Below are 24,008 nucleotides of genomic sequence, written 5' to 3'. Positions count from 1 at the left end.
AGCTCATTCGGTATGGCAGGCTCTTTGCGTCGTGACATAGTGGGACTCCTTGTTACCCATTATGCCCGGCCACACACGGAAATCCTGACAGTCCCTGACACCGGCAATCTTGCAGCGGCTTGATGCGGGCTCGGACAATTCTTATTCGATGCTGCCTTATCTGGCACGAGCCGGTATCGTCGACGTCGGTAGCCTTGAGTCCCCCACTCGCTCCTTCGGGATCCGGATCCTGGCTTGGACCAGTCGTGGGGCTTGCGAGCCGCTGGCGATGGCACTGTCCATGCTGGGGCTTCGTGTGCTCGTTTTCGACGCTACTGCGCCTGGCGTCACCGACGCGGAGGTCGCCACTCTCTTCCGCACGTTCGACGTTCTCATTGATCCACCATTTCTTCCCCATGCCCTCACTGAGGAAATCGCCAGCCTCGTCACCGGCTTGGTATTAGAGCCGACGCAAGCACACCTGATCGACTCCTCTGATCGCCTGAAGCAACTATGGACCATTCTGCCAGGAGACGGGCCTAGCGATGACTGGTGGGCGCCGCTCTGTTTACTGGCGGGGATGAATGCACCGGTGCAAGAGTTTCCCTCTGGCGCACCGACCGACTGGCGTCTCTTCCGCGACAGACGTCGTGATCGCCGGCCCTGTGCTGAGGCCGCCCGGGTCGCGCGACCGATGGCCATGGACGACACGCCATGGGCACTCGGAACAGTCGATGAATGGGCGCCGCCGATCTGCGATCCAGTATCTCGAGAGGAAGATGGCGTAGCTGAAATGCGTTGTCCGCTCACCGAGCCCTCTATTGAGATGCACGCCATGCGTGGGACGTTTCCTGGCAATCTCGCCAACTTTGCACCTGACGCGATCGATCACGGCCGGAACGGTGCCACGATCACGCTGAGTGCTTTAGGAACGGGAGATCGCCCGTTCCGGTCCGGTGCACTCTCGTCGGTCCGTCGGTTCTTGCACGGCCGTTTCGAAATCGAGATGAGGGCCGCGCAGGGAGAGGGCGTAGTTACCGGCTTTTTCCTACACCGGTCCGCACCAAGGCAGGAGATCGACATCGAGATCATTGGAAATGACCCGTGCAAGATGATTCTCAATGTCTACTTCAATCCGGGTAACGAGGGTACCGAGCTGGATTATGGCTACCGCGGTTCGCCCTGCACCATCGATCTGGGCTTCGATGCCAGCGCGGGATTCCATCGATACGCGATTGAATGGTTCCCAGATCGCATCCGTTGGTTCGTCGACGATGCTCTCGTGCACGAACGAGGAAGCTGGGATCCGACACCGATACCGCACTTACCAATGACCATCCATGCCAACCTTTGGTCGCCCCGATCAGTCGAACTGGCGGGTGCCGCCAGCACCCAACTACCTTTGACAACCGCCTCGTTCCGGAACCTCAAAGTGGATGCGATCACCCGAGCATCAATATTTGATCAGTCCGTTCAGACCTTGGCTGAAGGAAGGTCTGCTTTCCGAAAAGTGGTAGCCGAGAGCCGCTAGTCAGCAACCGGCCGGTTGCAGGCTTCATCGGTTGAAAAAGCAGACCGACTGCACTTGAGGATGAAAATAAGCCTTCTGAACGGCAAGGATGGATCGACAGCTACCGTCAGCGAATGCCGCATGATGGGACAAAACGGTCGTGAGGAGCATGCTGAGGAACGGCGGCTTTCCACCTCATTCCAGCCCTTAAATCCCATCAATTACGGCGTGAGATAAGTTGGCATATTTCCTGCAGCCATCCACAGCGCCATAACGACCATCATCACATTTTCAGTGAGCGACAGAAATCCCAAGGGGACATTGCTATCGCCGCCCACGCATGCGCATTTCAGCTCGCGCTTATCCACGTAAACGGCCTTGATGACGGATGCTGCGCCGATAACGCCGATGAACAGTGCGATCGGAACCGACAGCCAATGCAGCGTGCCAGCTATCATTAATATGCCCGCCACACCTTCGGCATAGGGGTAGATGTATGAGAAAGGCACCCACCGCTTGGCGAGAAGGTCGTAATTCAGGAACATGCTTGAGAAGCTATCGACGTTCTGAAGCTTGAGCATCGCCAGCACGCACATCGAATATGCGATGAACCACTCTACCGCGCGCTCGGTAAATGGAGAGGCAAATACGGCGTAGCTGGTGGCCAGCGCCATTAGCGCCGTGATGGCGAATACCGCAGCCACCGGGCGGTATGTCACGGCTTTCGGGTCGCGCACAGGCTTTCCGAACAAGGCGCGCAGATCATCGTAACCACCAACACGCTTACCGTCGATGAAGGTCTGGGGAGTGGCCCTGACGCCATGCTCAGCCTTGAAGTCATCGACCTCCTTGCGCGTATGGAACTGGTGGTCTTCGACTTCATACCCCTGCCTGCGCAGAAGGTCTTTCGCCTTCAGGCCATAGGGGCAGGTATGCTCCTCCATTACCATGCGATAAATCGTGGCTTTTTTATCCTTGGCAGACGCCATTGTCGTTCTCCGCTGGCGTGCCCGTCAGGCTTTGGTGAAGGGGGGTAGCGAGTTCCAGGCGGATGCCGCCGGGAATGAATACAAGAAAGTGGCGCGTTGCCGATCCGGGGCGCATCGGCTCGGGTGGCACGTCGATAATGACTTCGGGGTGGGTGCTAATTCTGCTCCACGCCTTGTCCAGAGCATCATCATTTGCGACAGCCAGTGACAAATGATGCAGGCCGATATTGCCGCGACGATCGAAAGCGCGGGCGGTCATGGGGTCGGCCGCGCGCCAGAGGGTGAGAAGTACCGTGCCATCGGATACGAAGATCGAGGGATAATCCGGTTTGCCGCCAACCAGGTCGAAGCCCAGCACATCGCAGAAGAATGCGCACGCCTGATCGAGATCGGGAACGGTAAGGCCCACATGGTGGATGCCGCAGGTCAGTTTTTCAGTCATGATGTTGTTGCTCCAATTCGGCGACGCGGGCGCGCAAGAGGTCAAGCTCATCCAGCAGGGGCCGGGTAGCTTCCGCGATCTGCGCGTCTGTGAAGCGGGGTGTAATGTGCTGATGGCAGTTCCAATCGAACCCTACTATGTCGATCACGAAAGCCCTCTCTCCTTCGGCGTCGTATCCCGGCACCATCAGCGCTGCGACCTTTTCAGGATCATCGGTGGTATAGGCGTGGCCGATCATTTTGAGCCGACGCCGAGCGGGGTAATCCATCAGGAACAGGCATACGCGATCATCGGCAGCCAGGTTCGCGGTCGAGAGGTATTGGCGGTTTCCACGATAGTCGGCAAAACCGATGCAGTTCCCGGAGATCTGACGCAGAAACCCTGCCGGCCCGCCGCGATGCTGCACATAGGGCCAGCCATCTTCACTCACGCTGGCCAGATAGAAGCTGTCCCGCGCGGCGATGAAATCAAGCTCTCGATTGGTGAGAGCGTCCATCTCGCCGGCATGGGCTTCCATTCGAGCATAGGACGCCCGCGAGCCGTCAATTTCCTGCAAAGCGCGCGACCTTGGGCCGAACATTGTCTTGAGGAATGTTTGTGCCATCGAACATGGGCCTCCCTGGCCGTTTTGGGATCAGCGCTCGACCGACGAGAGCTGCTGGTTATGACAACCGCCCGCCCCATAAGGATGGGCAAAGTTCGGCCAAGCGAGCGCCCCACGGCATCTGTAGGCATAGGCGGCGCCGTGTGGCCGCATCGGCATTATTCTTCGAGCAAACTGCGCAGCATCCACGCGGTCTTTTCGTGAACGTCGAGCCGCCTGGTTAACAGGTCAGCCGTGGGCTGATCGGCGGCAGCGTCCACGATTTCGAAGAGGCTCCGGGCAGTGCGCGCCGTTGCCTCCTGGGCGAAGACGAGGTGATCGACCATTTCGAGCGCTTTCGGCACGCCGACAACCTCGCTGATCGATGTCAGTTCGCCAAACTCGCGATAGGTGCCGGGTGCAGCAAACCCCAGCGCGCGGATACGCTCAGCGATGGAATCGAGGGCGTTCCACTGCTCCGTGTACTGCTCCATGAACATCAGGTGCAGGGTGTTGAACATCGGGCCTGTGACGTTCCAATGAAAATTGTGCGTCGTCAGATAGAGCGTGTAGCTGTCAGCCAGCAGCCTCGACAGGCCGCTCGCGATGCCCGACCGCTGTTCTTCGGTCATCCCGATATTGATTTTCCGCTTGGTATCCATGTCATATCTCCGTTGTTGTCGAGGATCGGTGCCTGCCGGAAGCGCGCCCGCGCTCAGCAAACATCTCGGAATGGGGTTCTTCCGCTGAGCACATTGCGGGCCATGTCGCCCTGATCATGCTCCGCCAGCGACCCGGCGCTGGCGTCTTCCCAGAAGCCTTCATCGGAATAGCAAGCGAGGGCCTGCTCATACCGCGTCATCCGATCGGACTGCTCACGCAGGACGAAAAGGATGGCCTGGACCTCGGAAAAATCATCCCCGCGCCCCTCGCTTACGATAGCCGCGTTGTGCGCCTGGCCGTTGGCCTCAAGGAACCGCGAGGCGATCTTCCGGGATTCTTCGATGATCGATTGTTGCACTGTAGCCCTGGCTCCATAGCGGTTTTCGATTAGGCCGATATTATCGCGGCCCTTAGGCGATCAGGCCGGAGAAATCGGGTCACTGGCTGGGAACGTCTCTTCCAGCGCCTCGTCGAGCAAATCTTCCTGATGCGGAGCATAAGCAGACCGCTCGTAAGGCGTTTGCACGGGGCCATTTTCATTTGCTTGGTTCATGGCGAAATCCTTTCTTTCAATCGTTGCCGGGAGATCGGCCGCTTGCGGACCTCCCGGCGGTGCCCGATCAGCTCTGCACGAAAGCAAGCACATCGGGATTGATGGTGTCGGCGTTCACGGTGAGCATGCCGTGCGAGAAGCCGGGATAGATTTTGAGCGTGGCGCGAGGCAGGATTTCAGCCTGAAGCACACCAGCGTTCTTGTAAGGCACGACCTGATCGTCATCGCCGTGGAGGACGAGCGTGGGTACGGTGATCGCCTTCAGATCGTCGGTCTGGTCGGTTTCGGAGAAGGCCTTGATGCCTTCATAATGGGCCTTGGCGCTGCCCATCATGCCTTGGCGCCACCAGTTGTCGACCACCGGCTCCATCACCTTGGCACCTGGACGGTTGAAGCCGTAGAACGGGCCTGCGGCGACGTCGCGGAAGAACTGAGCGCGGTTGGCTGCAAGGCCAGCGCGCAGGCCGTCGAAAACTTCGATCGGGAGGCCACCGGGATAGCGTGCTGTCTTGAGCATGATCGGCGGCACGGCGCTGACCAGCACGGCCTTTGCGACACGGCCCTTCGGGATGCCGTAACGCGCGACATAGGCAGCCACTTCGCCGCCGCCGGTCGAGTGTCCGATGTGGACGGCATTGCGCAGGTTCAGATGGTCCATCACCGCTGCGGCGTCGGCGGCGTAGTGGTCCATGTCGTGACCCTCGCTGACCTGCTCGGAGCGGCCATGGCCGCGGCGATCATGGGCCACGACGCGGAAGCCCTTGGACAGGAAAAACAGCATCTGCGTGTCCCAGTCGTCCGACGAGAGCGGCCAGCCATGATGGAACACGATGGGCTGGGCGTCCTTCGGACCCCAATCCTTGTAGAAAATCTGGGTGCCGTCTTTGGTGGTGACAAATCCGTTGCTCATGATCGTTTCTCCGTTGCGGGTAGGGTTGGGGTTGGTGAAAGCGGCTGCTGCATTGGGCAGCCAGGGCAGGGTGGCGGCAATGGCGCTGCCAACGAGGACGCTGCGTCGGGAAAGGCTGTCCATGATCGTGCTCCTTGGGAAACTCTGGGTTCGGAACTGGAGATTTCCTGGACAAGCTCAGCCCGACCGGGGGGCATGGGGGGGAAAGGCCGAACTGAGCTTGCCAAGGCCCCTCTTCTAAGGGAGGGGTTGAGCCGACAGCGCGGGGGGCAGCCGCTTGCACTGTCGAGAAACTTGATGGGGGCCGCGTATCAGGCGTCCCTATCGGTGGGTCTGAAGCGCCCGGTTGGTAATCAGGCCTGCGGCGGCAATCGCGCCGCCGGTAATTCCAGCGACATTCGATGCGACGATGACAGGCTGGATTTCGTCAGCCATGCGGCTGAACCACTTCCTGATTGCGGGTACGTGTTTGCCAACGGTCACGGGAATGCCCTCGTGTGTGAATGTCGATTTTGACAGCGCAGAGCATCAGCCCACCACTAGATCGCGCAATGGGGCTAACTGCCGCAGCGCCAAAGCTGTCTGGCAGGCAATGTTGGGAAAGCTGGAATGAACCGCCCGAATGCCGGGCAACTCAAGGAAGGTCAGCCGTAGCGACCGATCGCATCGAGCAAGGTCGACTGTAAGCGATGAACGATCCGCTGAAAGCTGGCATCATCACCAAGCGCCCGGGCCAGGACAATTGCTCCCTGTATTCCAGACACTGCCTCTTCAGCGAGATCCACGGCCATCGCTGGCGGAACCTTTGCCACTTCGAGGCAGTGAGCCAGAGCCGAAATCCACCGAGCGAAGTAGTCCTTCACCTTTACTGCGAAGGTTTCGCCAGAGGAGTTAAGCCCAAGGCACCCGACGACGCACACCCGCCTTCCAGAACGGAAATACGCAGTCACGTCGTCGAACATGGCCGTAACAGCCGCTGCCGGATCAGAAACATTCTCCAGCGGCGAGAAAATCGCGTCAGCGAACCAACCGTCGATGTTCTCAAGGACGGCCTCCATCATCTCATCCTTCCCACCGGGGAAGAAGTTGTAGAGGCTACCTTTGCCAAGGCCCGTCGCCTTCGACAGAGAGGCCAAGGTCGCGCCCTCGAAACCGTGCTCGCGGAATGCCTCTGCCAACGCCGGCAGCGCACTTTCGCGATCAGTGAGGGCGCGCTTGGTACTCAAAGCCCGAGGTCGCTCAGCGAAGCGTGGTCATCGGGACGGCGGCCGAGGGGCCAGAAGAACAGCCGCTCCGATTCCTTGATCGGCATCTCGTTGATGCTGGCATGGCGGTTCGACATGAGTCCGTCTTCGGCAAAGAGCCAGTTTTCGTTTCCGTAGGCGCGATACCACTGCCCGGCATCGTCGCGATACTCGTAGGCGTAGCGCACGGCAATACGGTTGCCGGTGAAGGCCCACAGTTCCTTGATAAGCCGGTACTCGTGTTCCTTGTTCCACTTGCGCTCAAGGAAGCCCTGCGCTTCCTCGCGGTTGGTCGCGAACTCGACGCGGTTACGCCAGCGGGTGTCGAGGGTGTAGGCCAGGGCGACCTTGGCAGCGTCGCGGGTGTTCCAGCCATCTTCGGCAAGACGGACCTTCTCGACAGCGCTTTCGTGGGTGAACGGGGGCAGAGGAGGACGGGACATTGGATTTCCTTTCGAGATGTGAATGGTCTTGGCAAGCGCCGGGGCCGCAAGGGCCGCAGCAGGAAGGGCAGCTATGAAAGTGCGGCGGTTCACTCGTTTCCCCCTATGGGGTTGTTGACTTGTACCTATCGGTACAACGTTTGACCGATCGGTACAAGTCATTTTTTACGCGGTAAATCGGCATCCGGTTCAGCGACTGGAAGACGCTGCATTTTCAGAGCCAGTGGTGTGGAAGGGTGCGCCAAAATATGGGCGGCGCTGGTAGGCGTGGGCCGCGATTAGTGGCTCGTGCGTCGAAACAGTCGGCGCGTCAGAAGGGCTTCGTCGGAAGGTACTTGCCGTCGAGCGTGATGACGCAGCGGTTGCCGCCTTCGGGGTCTTCGCGCTTTTCGAGCTTCAGCTTGAAGTTGATCGCGCTGATGATGCCGTCACCGAAATCCTCGTGGACGAGCGACTTCAGGGTCGTCGCATAGACCTGGATCATCTCGTAGAAGCGATACATGGTCGGGTCGGTCGGCACGCCGTCCGGGAAGCTGCCGCGAACCGGGATCGCCTGCAACAGTTCGATCTCGTCAGCGGTCAGGGCGAGCGTCTCGCCGACTGCTTCGGCGGCACTCGCTGGCAGTGGATGCTGGCCCAGCAGCGCGGCGGTGACGAACTCGCGCGAGAGGCCGCTGTTCGCTGCGATGGCGGTCCAGCTCAGCTGCTTCTCAGCCTTCGACTGGATCACGGCTTCGGTGAGCGCCTTACGGGCGGTCTGGGTCACTTGTACTTGGGTCATGGCTCTACCTTTCATCTGTAACGGTATGGGGGGGTAAGGGGGGCACCCACGCTGGGCGCCGAAATCCAGCGTCCTGCCTTGCAGGGCGTCAGGCAGCGGTGGCGAGGGAGGTCGCGTTCGCTTCGGGATATTCGACCAGATCGACGAACCGGCCAGTCGAAGCGTCATATGCTTCGATCGATCCCTCGCCGATGTCATAGACCCACCCGTGGAGGCGGACGCGCCCTTCGGAGAGCGCCAGGGCGACGGACGGGTGCGTGCGGAGATTTGCGATCTGGGCGATGACGTTTTCGCGCACCATGCCGGCGACCTTGCCGGTCTTGCAGCTATGCGAGTGAGCATCGTTGATCGCCTTGGCTGCATCGGCGTGGCGCAACCAGCTCGAAACGGCAGGCAGCGTGCTCAGGTCGGCATCGTTGGCGATGGCAGTCATCGCGCCGCAGTCGGAGTGACCGCATACCACAATGTCGGCGACACCCAGAACGGCGACAGCATATTCGACAGTTGCAGAGACGCCGCCGTGATGGGGACCGAACGACGGAATGATGTTACCCGCGTTGCGAATGACGAACATATCGCCAGGCTCGCTTTGGGTAATAAACTCGGGAACAACCCGGCTATCAGAGCAGGTAACGAATAACGTCCCCGGTTCCTGCTTGGTTGCGAGTTCATGGAAAAGCGGGATACGCTCGGGATACTCGCCCTCACGGAACTTCTTGAAGCCTTCGATTAGCCTCTGCATTGTTTCGATCTCCTTGCTTGGTGAAGCAGGTATCGACTTGCGGCGTCTGATTGTCCAAGACTGGAAACAGATCAGGTCTATAAGCAGGCGTTATACAGATGCTCCTTCGCCATCTTCGTTACCTCTCGGCGGTCGTGGAGCATGGTAGCTTCACACGCGCGGCGCAGGCCCTGCATGTGTCTCAGCCGGCGCTATCGCAGCAGATACGCCAGTTGGAGGAGCAACTAGGCGTTCAACTGCTGGACCGTTCGGGGAAAGCGGTGCGCGCAACGGATGCAGGCGCAACGTATCTGAGCCATATACACCGGGCCTTTCGGGAGATCGACGCAGCGAGCCGTGCGGCGCAGGACGTGAACGATCTGAGTTCCGGGAGGCTGCGGGTCGGCTTTACTCCCAGCTTCAGCGGCTATCTGATAGCGCCACTCGCGCGGCGGTTCCGCGAGAAATATCCTAGGATTACCCTCGATCTGATCGCCGTGTCCCAAGACGAAATCGAAACCGACCTTGCCGATGACAACCTGGATTGCGCGATTGCATTCTGGGCGTCGAGTGTCACCGGCATCGTTGCGCAGCCACTACACACTGAGCGACTATCGCTGATTGCCCGATACGATCACGCGGTTATGGCGACCGATTCCATTGATGTTGCGGGCATCGAGCGGGAGGAGATGGTTTTGCTGAACGGGGGCTTTGCGACACGTCAAACCATCGACAAGCATTTTAAGCGCCATGGGATCAAGCCAAATGTCGTCATCGAGACAAGTTCGATGACGACGCTGATTGAACTCGTGCGGTCCAGTTCGTTGGTGACAGTCCTTCCGGATGCGGTTGCCTTTGAAAGAGACGACCTGCGTTTCCGCCCCCTTCTACCTGCGATCGATGAACGAAGGGTCGTATTGCTACAACGTGAGGGCGGCTATCGGTCGGCCGCAGCAAGGGCATTCGTCGCTACGCTTGATGCTTTCGTGCAGGAGCTCAGGACCGTCACTGCCTTAGCTTAAACTAGGCACCTCATACCGCGGCGTATGGGGCGAGTACACGTACGGGCGTCAGATTCCCGCGAACGGCCGGTTTCGACCTCAACCGCCACTCTCGCTTCTGAGTGGGAATGACCTAACTTGGTCGCGACCTGCCGGTTACCGGACGGTCCGCACCTGGGGACGCAAAATTGGTACCTGAATGGCAACTAAGGGTCGGTTCCCTCCGAAACGGCGGCACGGTGAACGACTGATTTCAGGATCGCAAAGAGGATGCCGAAAGGTTCGCAACTAGGTGGGGGCAAACGCCTCGCGCCGGTGAAGCGGCGCGACCGCGCTCTACGGCTCGAAGCCAGGCTTCCCGCCGCCGAGCCCCGTCGCCGGGTCTCGGCCTCGCGGTAACGATCGGCTGGCGCGGATCAGCGTCCGCTGACCTGATGGAGCGGGGCTGAGGACGCACACTGCCGGACGGCTGCGCAGCCGGACAGGGTGCGGCGCCCGATGGCGGCCCCGCAGGTACTCCGTCCTCTCGGTCGGGCGGTGCGCCCGGTTTCGCGAGGTTGGCGACAAGTGCCGCCTTGGCCTGCGAATCCCGACCCTGCACCGCTGACCCGACCGCGCCGGCCGGGGGCCATTCTTTCGTTGGCGGTGGCTCCGCCGCCGGGAAGTGCTGCGGTCGCCGCTCGCGCGGCGGCGCTGTCTGTGGCCTCTCCCGGTGGCGCGGGAGTGGGCGGCGCTCCCTGCTAGGCCCGCTCGCGTCCCCGGCAAGCCGTGCTGCGCCCGGCTCCTCCACTTACGTTGCGGCCCTTTGGGTGCCGACGCCGCTCAAGCGGTCCTCTCCGGTTCGCATCTTGCCGCCCACCCCCGCTTCCGGGGGAGGCCATGGTGGTTTTTGGGCGGTGCAGGAGGTGAATGATGCGTGCTCCCACGACCGTCCGCGCGCGCGGCAAGGGCAAGAAACCCAAGGCGTCCGATGGCGGAACCCCCATTGCGGCGACGGCCCGGACGGAGTCCGAAACGGCGCGGACGAACCTTTATGACGAGGTGACGACGCGGATCATCGCCGAACTGGAGGCGGGCCGCTTTCCGTGGGTCCAGCCTTGGGGGCATCCCGATGGTGAGGGCAGCGCGATCAGTCCCGGCCTGCCGCGCAACGCTCTGACCGCGCGCCGTTACTCTGGCGTGAACGTCCTCATCCTGTGGGGCGCGGTCATTGAGCAGGGCTATCCCTCGCAGGGTTGGCTTACCTTCAAACAGGCGCTTGAGGCGGGCGGCTGCGTCCGCAAGGGCGAACGCGGCACCACCGTCGTCTATGCCGACCGCTTCACCCCCGAGGCCGAAAAGGCCCGAGCCGTCGAAACCGGCAGCGACGCGAAGTCCATTCCCTTCCTGAAACGCTTCACCGTGTTCAACGTCGCGCAGTGCGAGGGATTGCGCCCCGGCCTCGCGCCCGATCCGGCCCCCTTGCCCGAACGCCAGATCGTGCCGATCGCCGAGGAAGTGATCGCCGCAAGCGGCATCGAGTTTCGTGTCGGCGGCGATCGCGCCTATTATGTGCCCGCGCAGGACTATGTGCAGGTGCCGCCGCAACCGGCCTTTTTCGAGCAGATCAACTATTACCGGACCTGCCTGCACGAACTTTGCCACGGCAGCGGCCACCCGTCCCGGTTGAACCGCAATCTCGTCAACAGCTTCGGATCGAAGGATTATGCCCGCGAGGAATTGATTGCCGAAATGGGTTCGGCCTTTCTCTGTGCCGCGCTCGGCATCGTGCCGACCGTCCGTCATGCCGATTATCTGGCAAGCTGGCTGGAGGTGCTGCGCGAGGATAACCGCGCGATCTTCCGCGCCGCCAGCGCCGCCAGCAAGGCCGCCGACTGGCTGCTGGCGCGGCACGCCGCCGCCCAAGCTGAGGCTGTCCAAGGCGACACTTCCCACGATGACACCGGCGAACGCCAAGCTCCGCAGGACGAGAGGCTCTCGGCATGATCCTTCTGACCCCCGAACTTCACGCCGTGCTGCGCGTGAATGCCGCAGCGCACCGTGATGCGATGCAAACCGGCACCAACGAACCGGACCCCGCGCCGGTCGTCAAATTCTTCAACCCGCTCGGCGCGGCAACATGGCTGGCAACCGAGCTGTATGATGATGGGGACACGTTATTCGGGCTGGCCGACCTCGGTTTCGGCTGTCCCGAACTGGGATGTTTCAGCCTGTCAGAACTGGCGGCCATCCGGCTGCCCTTCGGCTTGCGGATCGAGCGCGACATCGGCTTTTCGACGGCCGTCCGCCTGTCGGTCTGGGCCGACACCGCGCGCCGGGCCGGGTCGATCAGCCAAGCCCAATCCATCATCTGGCGCATCGAGTCCGCGCCGGTTCCCAAGATTCCGACCGATCCCGAGCAAGGGAAAGGCGGATGACGCGCGGCACGCCCCGCCGCAAGCCTCGCCGGGGAGGTCAACGACCCCGGCAACCGGTCCCGACGCGGCGAAACCGCGAATCCCGTGGCGACGGGACCGGCACTCACAAGGAGTAGACCCATGAAACTCGATTTTATCCCGCTCGACAAGCTGGTCGTGAGCAAGGCCAATATGCGCTACGCCAAGAAGGCCCCCGACGTGTCCGACATCCTGCCGACCGTGCGCAGCCGTGGCATCATCCAGCCCGTCATCGTCCGCCCGAACTGCGCCCCCGAAGGATTCGAGATCGTCGCCGGAAGCCGCCGCTTCCATGCCGCCAAGATCGTCGCCGAAGAACGGCGCGCGGCGGGCGATGCGACACCCGAGCCGATGCCCTGCGCGATTCTCGACGACGGCGACGATGCCGCCGCCATCGAGGCGTCCATGATTGAAAACATGGCGCGACTCGACCCCGACGAGGTGACGCAATGGGAGACTTTCACGCGACTCGTCCGCGAGGGCCGCAAGGTGGAGCAGATCGCCGCGACATTCGGATTGCCCGACCTCACCGTCAAACGGGTGCTGGCGCTCGGCAATCTGCTCCCCGCCATCCGCGACCTCTATCGCAAGGACCAGATCGACGCGGCGACCGTGCGCCATCTGACGATGGCGTCCAAGAGCCAGCAAAAGGCATGGCTGGCACTCGCCGACGACGAGAATGCCTATCTGCCGACCGGCCACCAGTTGAAATCATGGCTGCTGGGCGGGCAGTCGATCCCGGTGAAACATGCACTGTTCGACATGGAGGCAAGCGGGCTTGCGACCATCGCCGACCTGTTCGGCGAGGACCGTTATGTCGCCGATGCCGATGCTTTCTGGACGGCGCAGAATGCCGAGATCGAGGCACGCCGTGCCGCCTATATCGAACAGGGCTGGGCCGACGCGATCATCGTGCCGCCCACGACACATTTCTCGACATGGGAATATGAGAAGGCGGGCAAGCGCAAGGGCGGGCGCGTCTATATCGACGTGCGCGCGACCGGCGAGGTGATCGTCCATGAAGGCTATGTGTCGGGCAAGGAGGCCCGCCGAATCGCCAAGGCGGAAGGGTCGGAGAACGGGACCGGCCAGAAAGCGGCGCGGCCCGAAATGACATCGACGATGCAGACCTATGTCGATCTGCATCGCCACGCCGCCGTCCGCGCCGCGCTGACCGGCCATCCGGCCGTCGCGCTACGCTTGATGGTGGCCCATGCCATCGGCGGTTCGCACCTGTGGCGAGTCAGCCCAGAACCGCAATCCACCCGCAACGACGAGGTGCGCGACAGCCTCGACAACAGCAAGGCCGAGGCCGATTTCGACGAGCGCCGTCGCGCGGTGCTGGCGGTTCTCGGCTTCTGTGCCGAGGAACCGACCGTGACTGGAGGCAATGGCGACGACTATGGCGTCGTCGGCATCTTCCAGCGGCTGCTCGACCTTCCCGATGCGGTCGTCATGGAGGTGATCGCCATCGTCATGGGCGAAACGCTGGCGTCCGGCAGCGCCGCCGTCGAGGCGGTGGGCATGGAGATCGGCGTCGATATGGCCCGCTGCTGGCAGGCCGACGACGCTTTTTTCTCGGCTATCCGCGACCGGGAAGTGCTGACCCGGATTGTCGCCGAGGTGGCGGGCGAAACCGTCGCCAGCGCCAACCGGCAAGAAAAGACAAAGACCCTGAAACGCATCGTCCGCGATTATCTGGACGGCACCAACGGGCGCGACCGGCGCGAAAGCTGGGTGCCGCGCTGGATGACGTTCCCGCCCGCCGCCTATACGGCGCGCGGCGGGGTCGGCCCGGTCGCGGCCCATGCCAAGGCGCAGGCCGCGCGCGAGATCGAGCGGCGGTTGCCGGACGACGACGAGCCTGATCCGGCCGCACCCGGCGCGGTAATGGTCCTGCCGGTCGAAGGGAGTGCCGTGGCTCCCTTCAACGAAGACGAGGCCGACCGCCTCGCCGCCTGATCCTTTGCGGGCGGCGGGAAGCCGCCGCCTGCATCCTTTCATTCACGAAAACTCGGCCGCGCGCCCTCGCCCTGATGGGCTCGGGCGCGCGGGAAAGGAGACCATCATGGCCGACCGCACATCCGCAAGCATCACCATCGGCGGCACCCTGCCGCGATCCCTGCTGCCCGACCTTGCCGCTCTCGTTCAGGCAGAGGGACTGTCCACCGAATGGGACGGCGAACCCTTCAGCCTTGCGATGTTTTGCGAGGGCGTGCCGCTTGAACTCATGGCGCATGAAGTGGCCTGGGGCCGGTTCGAGCAACTCGAAAGCTGGTGCGTCGAGCATGGCCTGCCCTTCGCGCGCTGGTCGGGCGTTGAAGGGAGGCGCGTGACTCCCTCCCATCCGGCCAATGGGGTGCCGAGCGCGTCGTGTTCACCGGCGCGGGCGAGGTGCAGTCCTATGCTGCCGACGAGGATGATTATATCCTGATCTGCCGTTGTACCGTCGATCGTCTCGGCAGCTACGAGGCGATCCTCGCCCACTTCGCGGCGGGGGATTTCGCGGTGCCGCCGCTGCGGTTGGTGCCCTGAATATCGGCCGAGCGCGATTTCAGCCCTGCATCTGGCCTGTCCCGCTTGGGTTTCGGCGGCGTCGATCCCGGCGAAGTGAGCGTCAAGCCGCTCTCCCGCCGGAGGGTGTTGCCATCTTGTGCCTAGCCGACGCGCCCCTGGCCCGGCGGCGCGGCGGCAATCAGCAGGCGCGCGGCGCAGCCTGTCGGAAGGCGAAGGATGTCATCGACATGTCGCTCGCCTCTATCGCCTTTTATATCGGACCCGAAGCCCTGACTGGTCGTCATCGGCCACACCGATGGCAATGCCGGCCGCGTTGCCGTGCGGGCGTTTGGACGGTCGATCCGATGGCGCGGTGGTGCGTCCGCGCTGGGCTCGCCTGATCGTTCGCGAGAGAAGTAACGGCGGCATGGTCGTCGTTTACCACTGCCGTGCCCCGCACCGTTTCCGGCTCCTCGGGCGCATGACCTGGGACGGCCGCAGTTCCGCGAAACCATCGCCGCGCGGCTTATTTCCCCGCCCGCGCCCACCCCACGCGGCAAGCCGCATGGGGACCCTGAGCCTGCGGGCTCCTCGCGGTCGCTACGCTCTCAAATAAGTCTTCGGCTCCGGTCCTCCGCTGCCGCTCCGGCCTGCCGGTTCGCGGGCCTGCTGTGACCGTCCCTCAGGTCCGCCCATCGCCCGGAAACGGTTCGGGGCGACTTTAAGGAGACGAACAATGCCAGCCATCGGTTATGTCACCCGCGACGGAAACGGCTTCAAGGGCCAGCTCAAGACGCTCTCGATCCGCACCGACATCGAGATCATCCCCAACACCCGCAAGTCCGGCGACACCCAGCCCGACTATCGCGTGTCGGCAGCAGGCGTCGAGGTCGGAGCGGGATGGGTCCGGCGCGGCGAAATGAGCGGCAAGGACTATGTGTCGCTGTCACTCGCCGCCCCCGAATTCGGCCCGCGTCGGCTCTACGCCAATCTCGGCCGCGCCGCGGGCCAGGACGATGACGACGCCTTTGCGATCATCTGGAACCCGGCCGACTGAGCGAGCCTCCCCCGCGCCCGAAATGGGCGCGGGGCATCGCCGCCAGCCCGAAACCCCACCCCGAAACAGGGAGGTCGCAATCGCATGGGTCGATTTGCGACCCTGCCGGAGAGGACCGGATCGATCCAATCCGCACCTCTCAGCCGACGCAGGGTGCATCGGCGCAGATGGACCGCCATCATGGACGATACCGCGACACGTGCGCAGGCCGCGCGCGAAACCTGCCCCTTCCTCACCGCCAAGCAGGCGGCCTTTCATCTTGGCCTTGCCTACTCGACGCTTAAGCGCCTGCGCCAGACAGGCAAGGGGCCGATATGCCGCCTGCATGGGCGCACCTGGCGCTATCATATCGACGATATCGAGGCCTGGTCGGCAGCCCGCGCGCGGGGAGGCGACCGTGGTTGAGCGTCGAGGTAATGATCGCCCGCTGCCACTCTTCGCCTGGCTGGAGGTACGGCGCGCCGCCCATGTCCGCCGCCTGCGGCTACGCCGCCGCGCCGCGCTGATCGCCGCTGGCATCGCCTGTCTCGGCCTCACGATTGCGCTGCCGCCGGTGCCCCGGCTAGTGTGGAACGCCAGCGCCAGCGCGCCCATCGGACTCTATGCGGTGTCGCCCGGTGCGGCGCTCCAGCGCGGCGACATGGTGATTGCCTGGCCGCCTACCCAAGCGCGGCAATTGGCTGCACGCCGCCACTATCTGCCATCCAACGTGCCGCTGGTGAAGCGCGTCGTCGGCATGGCCGGAGATAGAATCTGCGCGGTCGATCGCGTGGTGACGTTGAACGGAAGGCCGTTAGCCATCCGCCGCGCCGTCGATGTGGAGGGCCGCGATTTGCCCGCGTGGCAGGGGTGCATCCGGCTGGGACCGGGAATGGTCTTCCTGCTCATGACCGAGATCCCGCACTCGTTCGACGGGCGCTATTTCGGGCCAACGCTGGCGCAGGATGTCATTGGCAAGGCGACCCCGCTGTGGCTGCGCTGAGAACGCTCACGCTCGCCGTCGCGCTGTTCGTCGCGACCCCTGCCGCTGCCGATCCACTCGATCGCTGGCGGGTGGAGATCGCCGAGGCGTCCGCGCGGTTCGGCGTGCCGGTAGCGTGGATCGAGCGGGTCATGCGCGCCGAAAGCGGTGGCCAGACCATGCTTGGCGGGCGACCAATTACATCCCGCGCTGGCGCTATGGGCCTCATGCAACTGATGCCGCCGACGTGGACGGCGATGCGCGCGGCGCACGGCCTGGGGCGCAATCCCCATGATCCACGCGACAATATTCTCGCAGGCACTGCCTATCTACGCGCGATGTATGACCGCTTTGGCTATCCCGGCCTGTTCGCCGCTTACAATGCCGGTCCGGGCCGTTATGCCGCGCATCTTGCATCAGGTCGTGCCTTGCCGGCCGAGACGCGCGCCTATCTCGCACAAGTGTCGGGCACGCCTTCGGGTCCATCGCAATCCCTCTCGCAGCAACCGCCACCAGCATTGTTCGTCGTGCTTCGGGCCAGCCACGAACCCATCACTCCATCACCATCACGCGCGCCAGACGAGCCGTCCGATACGCTGTTCGCGGTCCGCGTACCCCGTTGAGCCTGCAGATGCGGCAGCGTCGAGGGTGTGGGCTGCGAGGGCATCGCGCGATCTCGGACGTAGGAGGGGGCTCGTCTCGGCAAGGTCTAGCATGACGGGCAGCGAAGCGGCTGTGCAAGGCCGGCGGCCCCTCCAATTTTGCCGCGAGCCGGAGGCTGCTGCGCAGCCGAGTCTGTTTGTTGTCAGCGCAACAAAATCGGTTCCTCCGCCGCCGCTGCGCGGCGCTCCGGCTGCGCCTCCGCGGCCCTGACAGCCGCTCCGCCACCCGTCTTCGTAAGGTGTCCTCAATGAGGAGGATTTCAAGCGAAGGAGGCGATCATGACCATGTTTCAACCCATCGGTATAGTGTCGGACCGCGTGGTGGCGACGCTCGTGGCAGGGCTCGAAATCGAGTTCGGCCGGGGCGCGGGCGAGGCGCTGGCACAGCGGTTCCTGGAGGCCGAGGAGAGCGACTTCCTGTGGGACGCAAGGGTGTCGGAACGGTGGCTCGGCGCGTACCAAGCGCAAGAGGAGGACGATTCCGAACTCGGTCGGGTAGCGATTATCGGGCGGTTGGATGGTCGCTGGTTCGTCGCGGTGAGCATCGTCGATGGCGATGGCGACGCGCAGGGATTGATGGGGCGGCGCAGCTTCAGGAGCGAACGGCAGGCCCGCGAAGCCTTTGCGGCGACGCATTGATCAGGGCATCGGAAACGCCGGGACAGGGTGCCGGACAGGCATCGTGTCCCGGCTCTTTTTTGCCTCGGCTCGGGCGACATGGGCGGTTCGAAGGATGGCGAAAATGGGCGACAGGAGCGGTTCAAGCGGAAGGGCGGCGTAAGGCAAGATAAAGCTATGGCACTGGCGAGCCATAAGCCCTTGTCTGCACATCGTTTTTTGGACGCGTGACCGGCACTGCCTTCTGGGCGCCGGTGCCGGTCCGCGCTAAAGGGACGGCATTCCGCCATGTTCGGCGGCACCGGTTTTCATATCGTCGGCTGCGGATCATGCTCGCCGTTCCACACCTTTCGGAATCAGGAAAATGGACGACGACGACAGCTTTGTGCCCACCCTCGGGCGCCAGCGCCAGCAGGGCGGCAAGCGCGCCCGGCGCTATCTCGGCCGCGTCCTCGCCGCCGCCAATCGCGCGCGCAGTGGCGCGGCTGCCACCGGCCTCGCACGAGGGTCGTTCTCGGGCACCCGGATCGGGCGCGGCGCGGGGGTCGGACGGCTGCTCGCCAGTCGCGGCGGTCATGCGGCGTCGAACCGCCGTCGCGTCATCGTCAAGGCGAGCATCGTCAAGCTCGCCGGCAGGGGCGTATCGGCCGCCGCTGCGCACCTGCGCTATCTCCAGCGCGACGGTACGACGCGCGAGGGCGAACGCGGGACGCTCTACGGGCGCGATGCCGATACCGTCGACGGCAAGGCGTTCGGCGAGCGCGGGAAGGGTGATCGCCACCAGTTTCGCTTCATCGTCTCGCCCGAAGATGGCGATCAGTATGACGATCTGAAACTGCTCACCCGCCGGCTCATGGACCGGATGGAAGAGGATCTCGGGACTAGGCTCGATTGGGTCGCGGTCGATCATTTCAACACCGGCCACCCGCACACCCATATCGTAGTGCGTGGGAAGGACATGTCCGGCGCTGATCTCGTCATCGCCCGCGACTATATGACGACCGGAATCCGCGAGCGCGCGGCCGAACTGGTCGATCTTGATCTTGGCCCGCGCACGGACCGTGAGATCGCGCAGGCGCTGCGCGCCGAAGTCGAGCAGGAGCGCCTGACCTCGATCGACCGGGCCTTGCTCAAGGGAGCAGACGCTGCGCGGGTGGTGGCGACCAACGGTCACGACGCCTTCGACCAGACGCTGCGCGCCGGCCGGCTGGCGAAGCTGTCGCGCCTGGGCCTGGCCGAGCCGCTCGGTGCCGGACGTTTCCGGCTCCCGCCCGACCTTGCAGAGACGTTGCGCGCATTGGGAGAACGCAACGACATCATCCGCACCATGCAGCGCGAATTTTCGCGCGCCGCGATTGCCCGAGCACCGGCCGACCAGGCGATCTACGATCCAGCCGCATCCGATTCCCGCCCGCTGGTCGGCCGCGTGCTGGCGCGTGGGCTCGCCGACGAGCATGCCGATCGCCATTATCTGATCGTCGATGGCGTGGACGGGCGCAGCCACTATGTGGCGATCGGCAGGCCTGTGCTGAGCTTCGCCGAAGGGGGCACGGAAACCGACGCCAGCTTGCCGCGCGGCGCGATCGTGCGAATCGATCCGGTCAGCCCGACAGTGCGGGAGGTGGATCGGACCATTGCCGCAGTCGCCGCCTCCAATGGTGGACGATACGATGTGGATACCCATCTTCGCCACAATCCGACCGCAACCCAGGCCTTTGCCGAAACCCATGTCCGGCGGCTGGAGGCGATGCGACGGATATCGGGTATCGTCGAGCGCGAGCCGTCCGGTCGTTGGATCATCGCGCCGGACCATCTCGATCGTGTAGCCATGCATGAGACGCAGCGGCTGCGGGACCGTCCTGTCAAGATCACCATGCTGTCGGCGCAGCCGCTCGACCGGCTGGTCGATGCAGACGCTGCGACCTGGATCGACCGCGAGTTGGTGTCGGGCGCTCCCGTGCCCGTCCGAGATGCCGGTTTCGGCCACGAGTTGCGCGATGCCCAGGCACGTCGGCGGCAGTGGCTGGTGGCGCAGGGTTTTGCCGAGGAGACGGGCGGCAGCACGACATTTCCGAACGGCATGATCGCGGCGCTCCAGCGGCGCGAGCTGCTCCGGGTTGCTGGACAGCTTTCCGATGAGGTGAATATGCCGTTCCGGGAGGCTACCGAGGGCGCCCAGATTGACGGCGTCTATCGCCGTCCGGTTGATCTCGTCAGCGGGCGTTTTGCGCTGATTGAACGTGCCCGTGATTTCACGTTGGTGCCGTGGCGTCCGGCGCTGGAGCGGCAGGTCGGAAAACCGGTGTCCGGTTTGGTGCGGGTTGATGGGATCAACTGGTCGATCGGGCGTGGTCGGAAGGGGCCAAGCATTTCGTAATTGATCGGCACCAGACAGGATCGACCCTTCACGGACGCTCAACATTCAGTTTTCGCTGCCAAGGTGCAGACCGTCCGCTATTTTCTAGGTGTTTTTCTATCCCTCGCTCGCTTTACGGCGACATGGATATCAGACTGCCGAGTTCAGGTCGGTTCAGTCGCGCAAGAGTGCGAGTTCAGGCATCACAACCCATTCGGGCCAATTTAGCACCGCCACTGGGCACGATCTGGTGCCGACCAGCGGAGAATTGTAGATCGCGCTCCAGAATTTCTAGCCATTTCATGGTCGACACTACCCGGTATCCGTCAATGGCATCGATGCGCCCGAAGCGGCCAGCGACTCCCTGACCCGCGCGATCGCCATTTCCATCGGCGCGGTTTCGCCCAAGAGCGCGAAACTTCCGTTAAGGGCAAAGATGCAATGCCCATGGACGGTGGCCACCAGCGATCGCCATCGTTCAACGTCGGTAACATTGATTCGCCGGCGACCTGAATAATCGATGCGCGTTGGGGCGAAGGCCAAGTTGACGCAGCCATTGCGCTTCGAACGCAATTGCACCCAAGCGGCTTTTCATGTGCTGAAGCAGCGATCGAAATTGCATGTGTATCAACCTTTATGATGGTTTTTCACGAACGCGTAGGTTCGCCGATCCGGATGCTGGGCGGCCCGAAATAGCTATCCGGCAGTTTGTCGCGGTAGGCTATGATGGATTCGATCACGATAGTAGGATCGACCATGGCGATGCTGAGCCTGTGTCGTCCAGCTTGAGCAATTGCGGCCTTGAACCGCATGATGCGCATATCCGTCCGGGAATCATGATCATGTGCAGCGCCGAGAAACTCCTCGGTCTCGCGCCGTTCTGGCGTGAAGACGGACACGATCTGTGGTTCCCCGTCATCGATCCACAGCGCCAGCGACAATTGATGCGCAGGATTGACGTTGAGCGTAGGGGCGGTAACCAGATCGAAGGTCCATTCGCCCGTTTCGCCGACGAAGATCGGATAGTCGAGGCGCGGCGCTTTGGCGGGATCGGCAATGGAGGGCGCGTCGACCGGGAAAATCGACATGGCGGCTTCTACCCGGCCATAGTCGGGGATGGCTTCCCACCGGACATTCCCGGCAGGCACCTTGCGGTCGAAGGCATCGGCCGGGATGGAGAACGGCCCGGACAGGCTGCCCCAGCATCCCTTTGCCGATCGCATTTGTTCGGCGGTAGCCTTTATCGCGTTGACCGTGACCGACACGCTGGTTGCGTCATCGCCTTGACTGATCGTGATCGATCCTTCGGACTTGCCGTCCGGCGCTTTGGTCCAGTCGATGTCCACCCAATAGCGCCGATCGGCAGCGCTGGTCGAAAAGGCGGCTTCGTCCTTCAGCATAATCCAAGGTTCGCTGGCCGACACTTTGGCTGCGATCGGCCGCTTGCCGCGGGGAAACACCTCGATCCAGTTCCGCTCGCCGCGCAGGCTGTCGAATGTCGGCAGGCTGGGCGGCAGGTAGAAGCCCGGCCATGCCTGCGTCCGACCCGCGACGGCGACGCCGAACGACGCAACGTCATTCAAATCCAGTTCGGAGACGGGCGGCGGGATGTCCTGCGTGGGCTGATACCAGTCGAAATATCCGATATAGGTTTGGTCCATCAGGTGGTTCCATTTCCCCCCTGACAGATCACGGTTATAGCTGTCCCGTATCTGATGTGCCTGCCCGAACAATCGCTTTACCTCGGCGGCCTCCTGGTTGGTGCTGGCCCGGCCCTGCTCGGCAAACCAGCTATTGCGTGCGGCGGCCACGAGCAATTCGGTCAGATTGCAGCAGCCCCGGATGGGATGAAGCACCAATTGATAATAAGCGGCCCGATAGATTGCCGGCAGCGCCGCGTTCACGGCTTCCGCCCGTTTGCGTAACCCCTGCCACAAGGTCACCATCCGCTCGGCCTCCTGGAAATTCTGGAGGCTGTAAGTTTCAGGGCGCAATTGCTCGGGTTTGCGCCAGGCATTATATTTAGCATAGCGCGACACCAGACTGGCGATTTCAGCCGCGTGAGTCGAACCAAATTCGCGCGCCGCCCATAGCTGGGTCCATTCCGCGATCCGCTCCTTGGTCACCGCCTTGGGATTCCAAGCCATCGCCAGGAAAAATTCGATCGGCAGTTCAAGCGGCTTCAGGTCGCCGATATTGCTGATCCAGATGCGGTTGGCGCCATATTCCAGCGCCAGATTCATCTGTTCCCAGATTTTCGGAAAGGGATTGGTGTTGACCCATTTATAGCTGTAGGGGCCGCCATTCATGTCCATATGATGATAGACGCCAAAGCCGCCCGTGCGGGTCGCGCGCTCCTGCGGCGTGGGCAGGCGGCGGATATAGCCGACATTGTCGTCGGCGAACATCAGCGTCACGTCATCGGGCACCTTCAATCCCGCATCATAATATTTCTGGACCTCGGTAAACAGCACCCACACCTGCGGGATATCCTCGATCCGCTTGCCGGTTTCCTCCTGCAATATGCGGCGCTGATCGGCGATGATCGTTTCGAGCAGTGCGACATCGGACTTGATGCCGCCGGTCCCTTCCATCGCGACGTCGCCGTCGCCCCGCATGCCCACCGTCACCAGCAGTTCGCGGTCCTTACTGCGCCGCGCGCCTTCGCGGAAAAACTGCTGAACCGCCGGACGATTGGTGACATAGTTCCAGTCGCCATTACCGGGCCGACGCGACGTCCATTCCTTATGCGCCCGGTTCATCGGCTCATGATGGGACGTGCCCATGACGATGCCATATTCATCGGCAAGCGGACCGTTTTTGGGATCGTCCTCGTTAAAGGCGTTGTTCCACATGGCGGGCCAGAGATAATTGGCGCGTAGCCGCAGCAGCAGTTCGAACACCTTGGTGTAAAAGTCCGCGTTCATCCCACCGAATTTTTCCGCGGTCCAGGCCGACAGACAGGGCGCCTCATTATTGAGGAAGATGCCGCGATAGCGGACCGCCGGCTCGCCCTGAAAATAACGTCCGTAGGAAATGCGGACCCGGTCGCGCTTCACGACCGGTACATCCGCCCACCAATACCAGGGGGAAACGCCGATATTCTGCGACAGATCGTAAATGCCGTAAATGGTGCCGCGCTTGTCGCTGCCCACGATGACCAGCGCTTCCTTGACGCCCGGCAACGGATCGCGAACCGTCTGCAGGCTGTAGCTTTCCCACTTGCCCCTAATTGGTGCGACATCTATCTTGCCGGTTGCTGCGAGCCGGTCGATCGTTGGACTTTTGCCCAGCGTGCCGATCAGCACCATGCGCGGCTGGTCCGGCATGGGCGACAAGGGGGCGTCCGTTCCCGTTACCCGCTCCACATCCGCTGCAAGATCCCGGGCCGCGCGGAGCACGCCTGCGAAGTCGCCCGGCTCCACGAACAGCGGGATAGCCCCGCCCGGACCAACCAGTTCGAACCCTTTACCTTTTTCATCGAAGCTGACCGCCGCACGCAGAGGACTTGCAGCGAGCGCCGCAGCGATAGATCCGGACAGCATATCGCGACGTGACAGCATCAGAATGTTCCCATTTCCCTAAAACGGCCAGACCACTGGAC

At 62.8% G+C, this 24,008-nt stretch carries 26 protein-coding genes; 13 read left to right on the top strand and 13 right to left on the bottom strand.

The annotated features are described in order from the left end of the window. Positions 1–109: 109 nt before the first annotated feature. Positions 110–1,510 carry a family 16 glycosylhydrolase gene (locus J2W40_RS14870; protein ID WP_310226145.1) on the top strand — a complete coding sequence of 467 codons (1,401 nt, stop codon included), beginning with the start codon at positions 110–112 and terminating at the stop codon, positions 1,508–1,510. Positions 1,511–1,710: 200 nt separating this feature from the next. On the opposite strand, the gene J2W40_RS14865 is transcribed toward J2W40_RS14870, so the two are convergent. From J2W40_RS14865 to J2W40_RS14815, 11 genes are all read right to left on the bottom strand, one after another. Next, complete coding sequence (locus J2W40_RS14865; protein WP_310226144.1) at positions 1,711–2,478, bottom strand: glutaredoxin family protein; 768 nt, start codon at positions 2,476–2,478, stop codon at positions 1,711–1,713. Next, positions 2,459–2,920, bottom strand: a complete 462-nt coding sequence (locus J2W40_RS14860) for a VOC family protein (protein WP_310226143.1) — start codon at positions 2,918–2,920, stop codon at positions 2,459–2,461. Before J2W40_RS14860 ends, J2W40_RS14865 begins: the two co-directional genes overlap by 20 nt. Then, a complete protein-coding gene (locus J2W40_RS14855) occupies positions 2,913–3,524 on the bottom strand; it encodes a pyridoxamine 5'-phosphate oxidase family protein (protein WP_310226142.1) in 612 nt (203 codons plus the stop codon). The genes J2W40_RS14860 and J2W40_RS14855 overlap by 8 nt, the downstream gene beginning before the upstream one ends. 158 nt (positions 3,525–3,682) lie before the next feature. Continuing rightward, positions 3,683–4,135, bottom strand: a complete 453-nt coding sequence (locus tag J2W40_RS14850) for a ferritin-like domain-containing protein (protein WP_310226140.1) — start codon at positions 4,133–4,135, stop codon at positions 3,683–3,685. Between the two features lie 83 nt (positions 4,136–4,218). Beyond that, a complete protein-coding gene (locus tag J2W40_RS14845; protein WP_310226138.1) occupies positions 4,219–4,524 on the bottom strand; it encodes a hypothetical protein in 306 nt (101 codons plus the stop codon). A gap of 60 nt (positions 4,525–4,584) precedes the next feature. Next, entirely contained in the window at positions 4,585–4,719 is a 135-nt protein-coding gene (locus tag J2W40_RS14840; RefSeq protein WP_007683902.1) for a hypothetical protein, read from the bottom strand. A gap of 67 nt (positions 4,720–4,786) precedes the next feature. Then, complete coding sequence (locus J2W40_RS14835; RefSeq protein WP_310226180.1) at positions 4,787–5,629, bottom strand: alpha/beta fold hydrolase; 843 nt, start codon at positions 5,627–5,629, stop codon at positions 4,787–4,789. Between the two features lie 644 nt (positions 5,630–6,273). Continuing rightward, positions 6,274–6,855 carry a TetR/AcrR family transcriptional regulator gene (locus tag J2W40_RS14830; RefSeq protein ID WP_310226134.1) on the bottom strand — a complete coding sequence of 194 codons (582 nt, stop codon included), beginning with the start codon at positions 6,853–6,855 and terminating at the stop codon, positions 6,274–6,276. Next, positions 6,852–7,316 carry a nuclear transport factor 2 family protein gene (locus tag J2W40_RS14825; protein ID WP_310226178.1) on the bottom strand — a complete coding sequence of 155 codons (465 nt, stop codon included), beginning with the start codon at positions 7,314–7,316 and terminating at the stop codon, positions 6,852–6,854. The genes J2W40_RS14830 and J2W40_RS14825 overlap by 4 nt, the downstream gene beginning before the upstream one ends. 310 nt (positions 7,317–7,626) lie before the next feature. After that, positions 7,627–8,097 (bottom strand): cyanase, encoded by a 471-nt coding sequence (gene cynS / locus J2W40_RS14820; RefSeq protein ID WP_310226132.1) that lies wholly within the window; start codon positions 8,095–8,097, stop codon positions 7,627–7,629. Between the two features lie 88 nt (positions 8,098–8,185). Further along, complete coding sequence (locus J2W40_RS14815; RefSeq protein WP_310226130.1) at positions 8,186–8,839, bottom strand: carbonic anhydrase; 654 nt, start codon at positions 8,837–8,839, stop codon at positions 8,186–8,188. 98 nt (positions 8,840–8,937) lie between these two features. Between J2W40_RS14815 and cynR the strand changes: the two genes are divergently transcribed. The 12 genes from cynR (at position 8,938) to rlxS (ending at position 20,425) form a co-directional block, all read left to right on the top strand. Then, positions 8,938–9,840, top strand: coding sequence for a transcriptional regulator CynR (cynR, locus tag J2W40_RS14810; protein ID WP_310226128.1), 903 nt, complete (start codon positions 8,938–8,940; stop codon positions 9,838–9,840). Positions 9,841–10,803: 963 nt separating this feature from the next. After that, positions 10,804–11,805 carry an ArdC family protein gene (locus J2W40_RS14805; protein WP_409050385.1) on the top strand — a complete coding sequence of 334 codons (1,002 nt, stop codon included), beginning with the start codon at positions 10,804–10,806 and terminating at the stop codon, positions 11,803–11,805. After that, entirely contained in the window at positions 11,802–12,236 is a 435-nt protein-coding gene (locus J2W40_RS14800) for a DUF2958 domain-containing protein (RefSeq protein WP_310226126.1), read from the top strand. Before J2W40_RS14805 ends, J2W40_RS14800 begins: the two co-directional genes overlap by 4 nt. 120 nt (positions 12,237–12,356) lie before the next feature. Continuing rightward, on the top strand, positions 12,357–14,216 hold the full coding sequence (locus J2W40_RS14795; protein ID WP_310226124.1) for a ParB/RepB/Spo0J family partition protein: 1,860 nt from the start codon (positions 12,357–12,359) through the stop codon (positions 14,214–14,216). A gap of 106 nt (positions 14,217–14,322) precedes the next feature. Further along, positions 14,323–14,688: a hypothetical protein gene (locus tag J2W40_RS14790; protein WP_310226122.1), complete on the top strand. Its 366-nt coding sequence runs from the start codon at positions 14,323–14,325 to the stop codon at positions 14,686–14,688. Continuing rightward, positions 14,649–14,789 carry a hypothetical protein gene (locus tag J2W40_RS14785; RefSeq protein ID WP_310226120.1) on the top strand — a complete coding sequence of 47 codons (141 nt, stop codon included), beginning with the start codon at positions 14,649–14,651 and terminating at the stop codon, positions 14,787–14,789. The genes J2W40_RS14790 and J2W40_RS14785 overlap by 40 nt, the downstream gene beginning before the upstream one ends. A 697-nt stretch (positions 14,790–15,486) precedes the next feature. After that, positions 15,487–15,807: a DUF736 domain-containing protein gene (locus J2W40_RS14780; protein ID WP_179510978.1), complete on the top strand. Its 321-nt coding sequence runs from the start codon at positions 15,487–15,489 to the stop codon at positions 15,805–15,807. Between the two features lie 180 nt (positions 15,808–15,987). Then, positions 15,988–16,212, top strand: a complete 225-nt coding sequence (locus J2W40_RS14775) for a helix-turn-helix transcriptional regulator (protein ID WP_310226118.1) — start codon at positions 15,988–15,990, stop codon at positions 16,210–16,212. Then, entirely contained in the window at positions 16,205–16,789 is a 585-nt protein-coding gene (locus J2W40_RS14770) for a S26 family signal peptidase (protein WP_310226116.1), read from the top strand. Before J2W40_RS14775 ends, J2W40_RS14770 begins: the two co-directional genes overlap by 8 nt. Further along, positions 16,777–17,391, top strand: coding sequence for a lytic transglycosylase domain-containing protein (locus J2W40_RS14765; protein WP_310226114.1), 615 nt, complete (start codon positions 16,777–16,779; stop codon positions 17,389–17,391). Before J2W40_RS14770 ends, J2W40_RS14765 begins: the two co-directional genes overlap by 13 nt. A 318-nt stretch (positions 17,392–17,709) precedes the next feature. After that, entirely contained in the window at positions 17,710–18,069 is a 360-nt protein-coding gene (locus J2W40_RS14760; RefSeq protein WP_310226112.1) for a hypothetical protein, read from the top strand. Between the two features lie 343 nt (positions 18,070–18,412). Next, positions 18,413–20,425: a relaxase/mobilization nuclease RlxS gene (gene rlxS / locus J2W40_RS14755; protein ID WP_310226110.1), complete on the top strand. Its 2,013-nt coding sequence runs from the start codon at positions 18,413–18,415 to the stop codon at positions 20,423–20,425. A 291-nt stretch (positions 20,426–20,716) separates the two neighbouring features. Here the strand turns inward: rlxS and J2W40_RS14750 are convergent, their stop codons facing one another. Together J2W40_RS14750 and J2W40_RS14745 are read right to left on the bottom strand one after the other, a co-directional pair. After that, entirely contained in the window at positions 20,717–20,947 is a 231-nt protein-coding gene (locus tag J2W40_RS14750; RefSeq protein WP_310226108.1) for a hypothetical protein, read from the bottom strand. A gap of 104 nt (positions 20,948–21,051) precedes the next feature. Continuing rightward, a complete protein-coding gene (locus tag J2W40_RS14745; RefSeq protein ID WP_310226106.1) occupies positions 21,052–23,967 on the bottom strand; it encodes a glycosyl hydrolase 115 family protein in 2,916 nt (971 codons plus the stop codon). Positions 23,968–24,008 lie beyond the last annotated feature (41 nt).

The organism is Sphingobium xenophagum (genome assembly GCF_031457465.1).
GTDB lineage: Bacteria > Pseudomonadota > Alphaproteobacteria > Sphingomonadales > Sphingomonadaceae > Sphingobium > Sphingobium xenophagum_A.
This window is presented reverse-complemented; position numbering and strand designations above follow the sequence as displayed.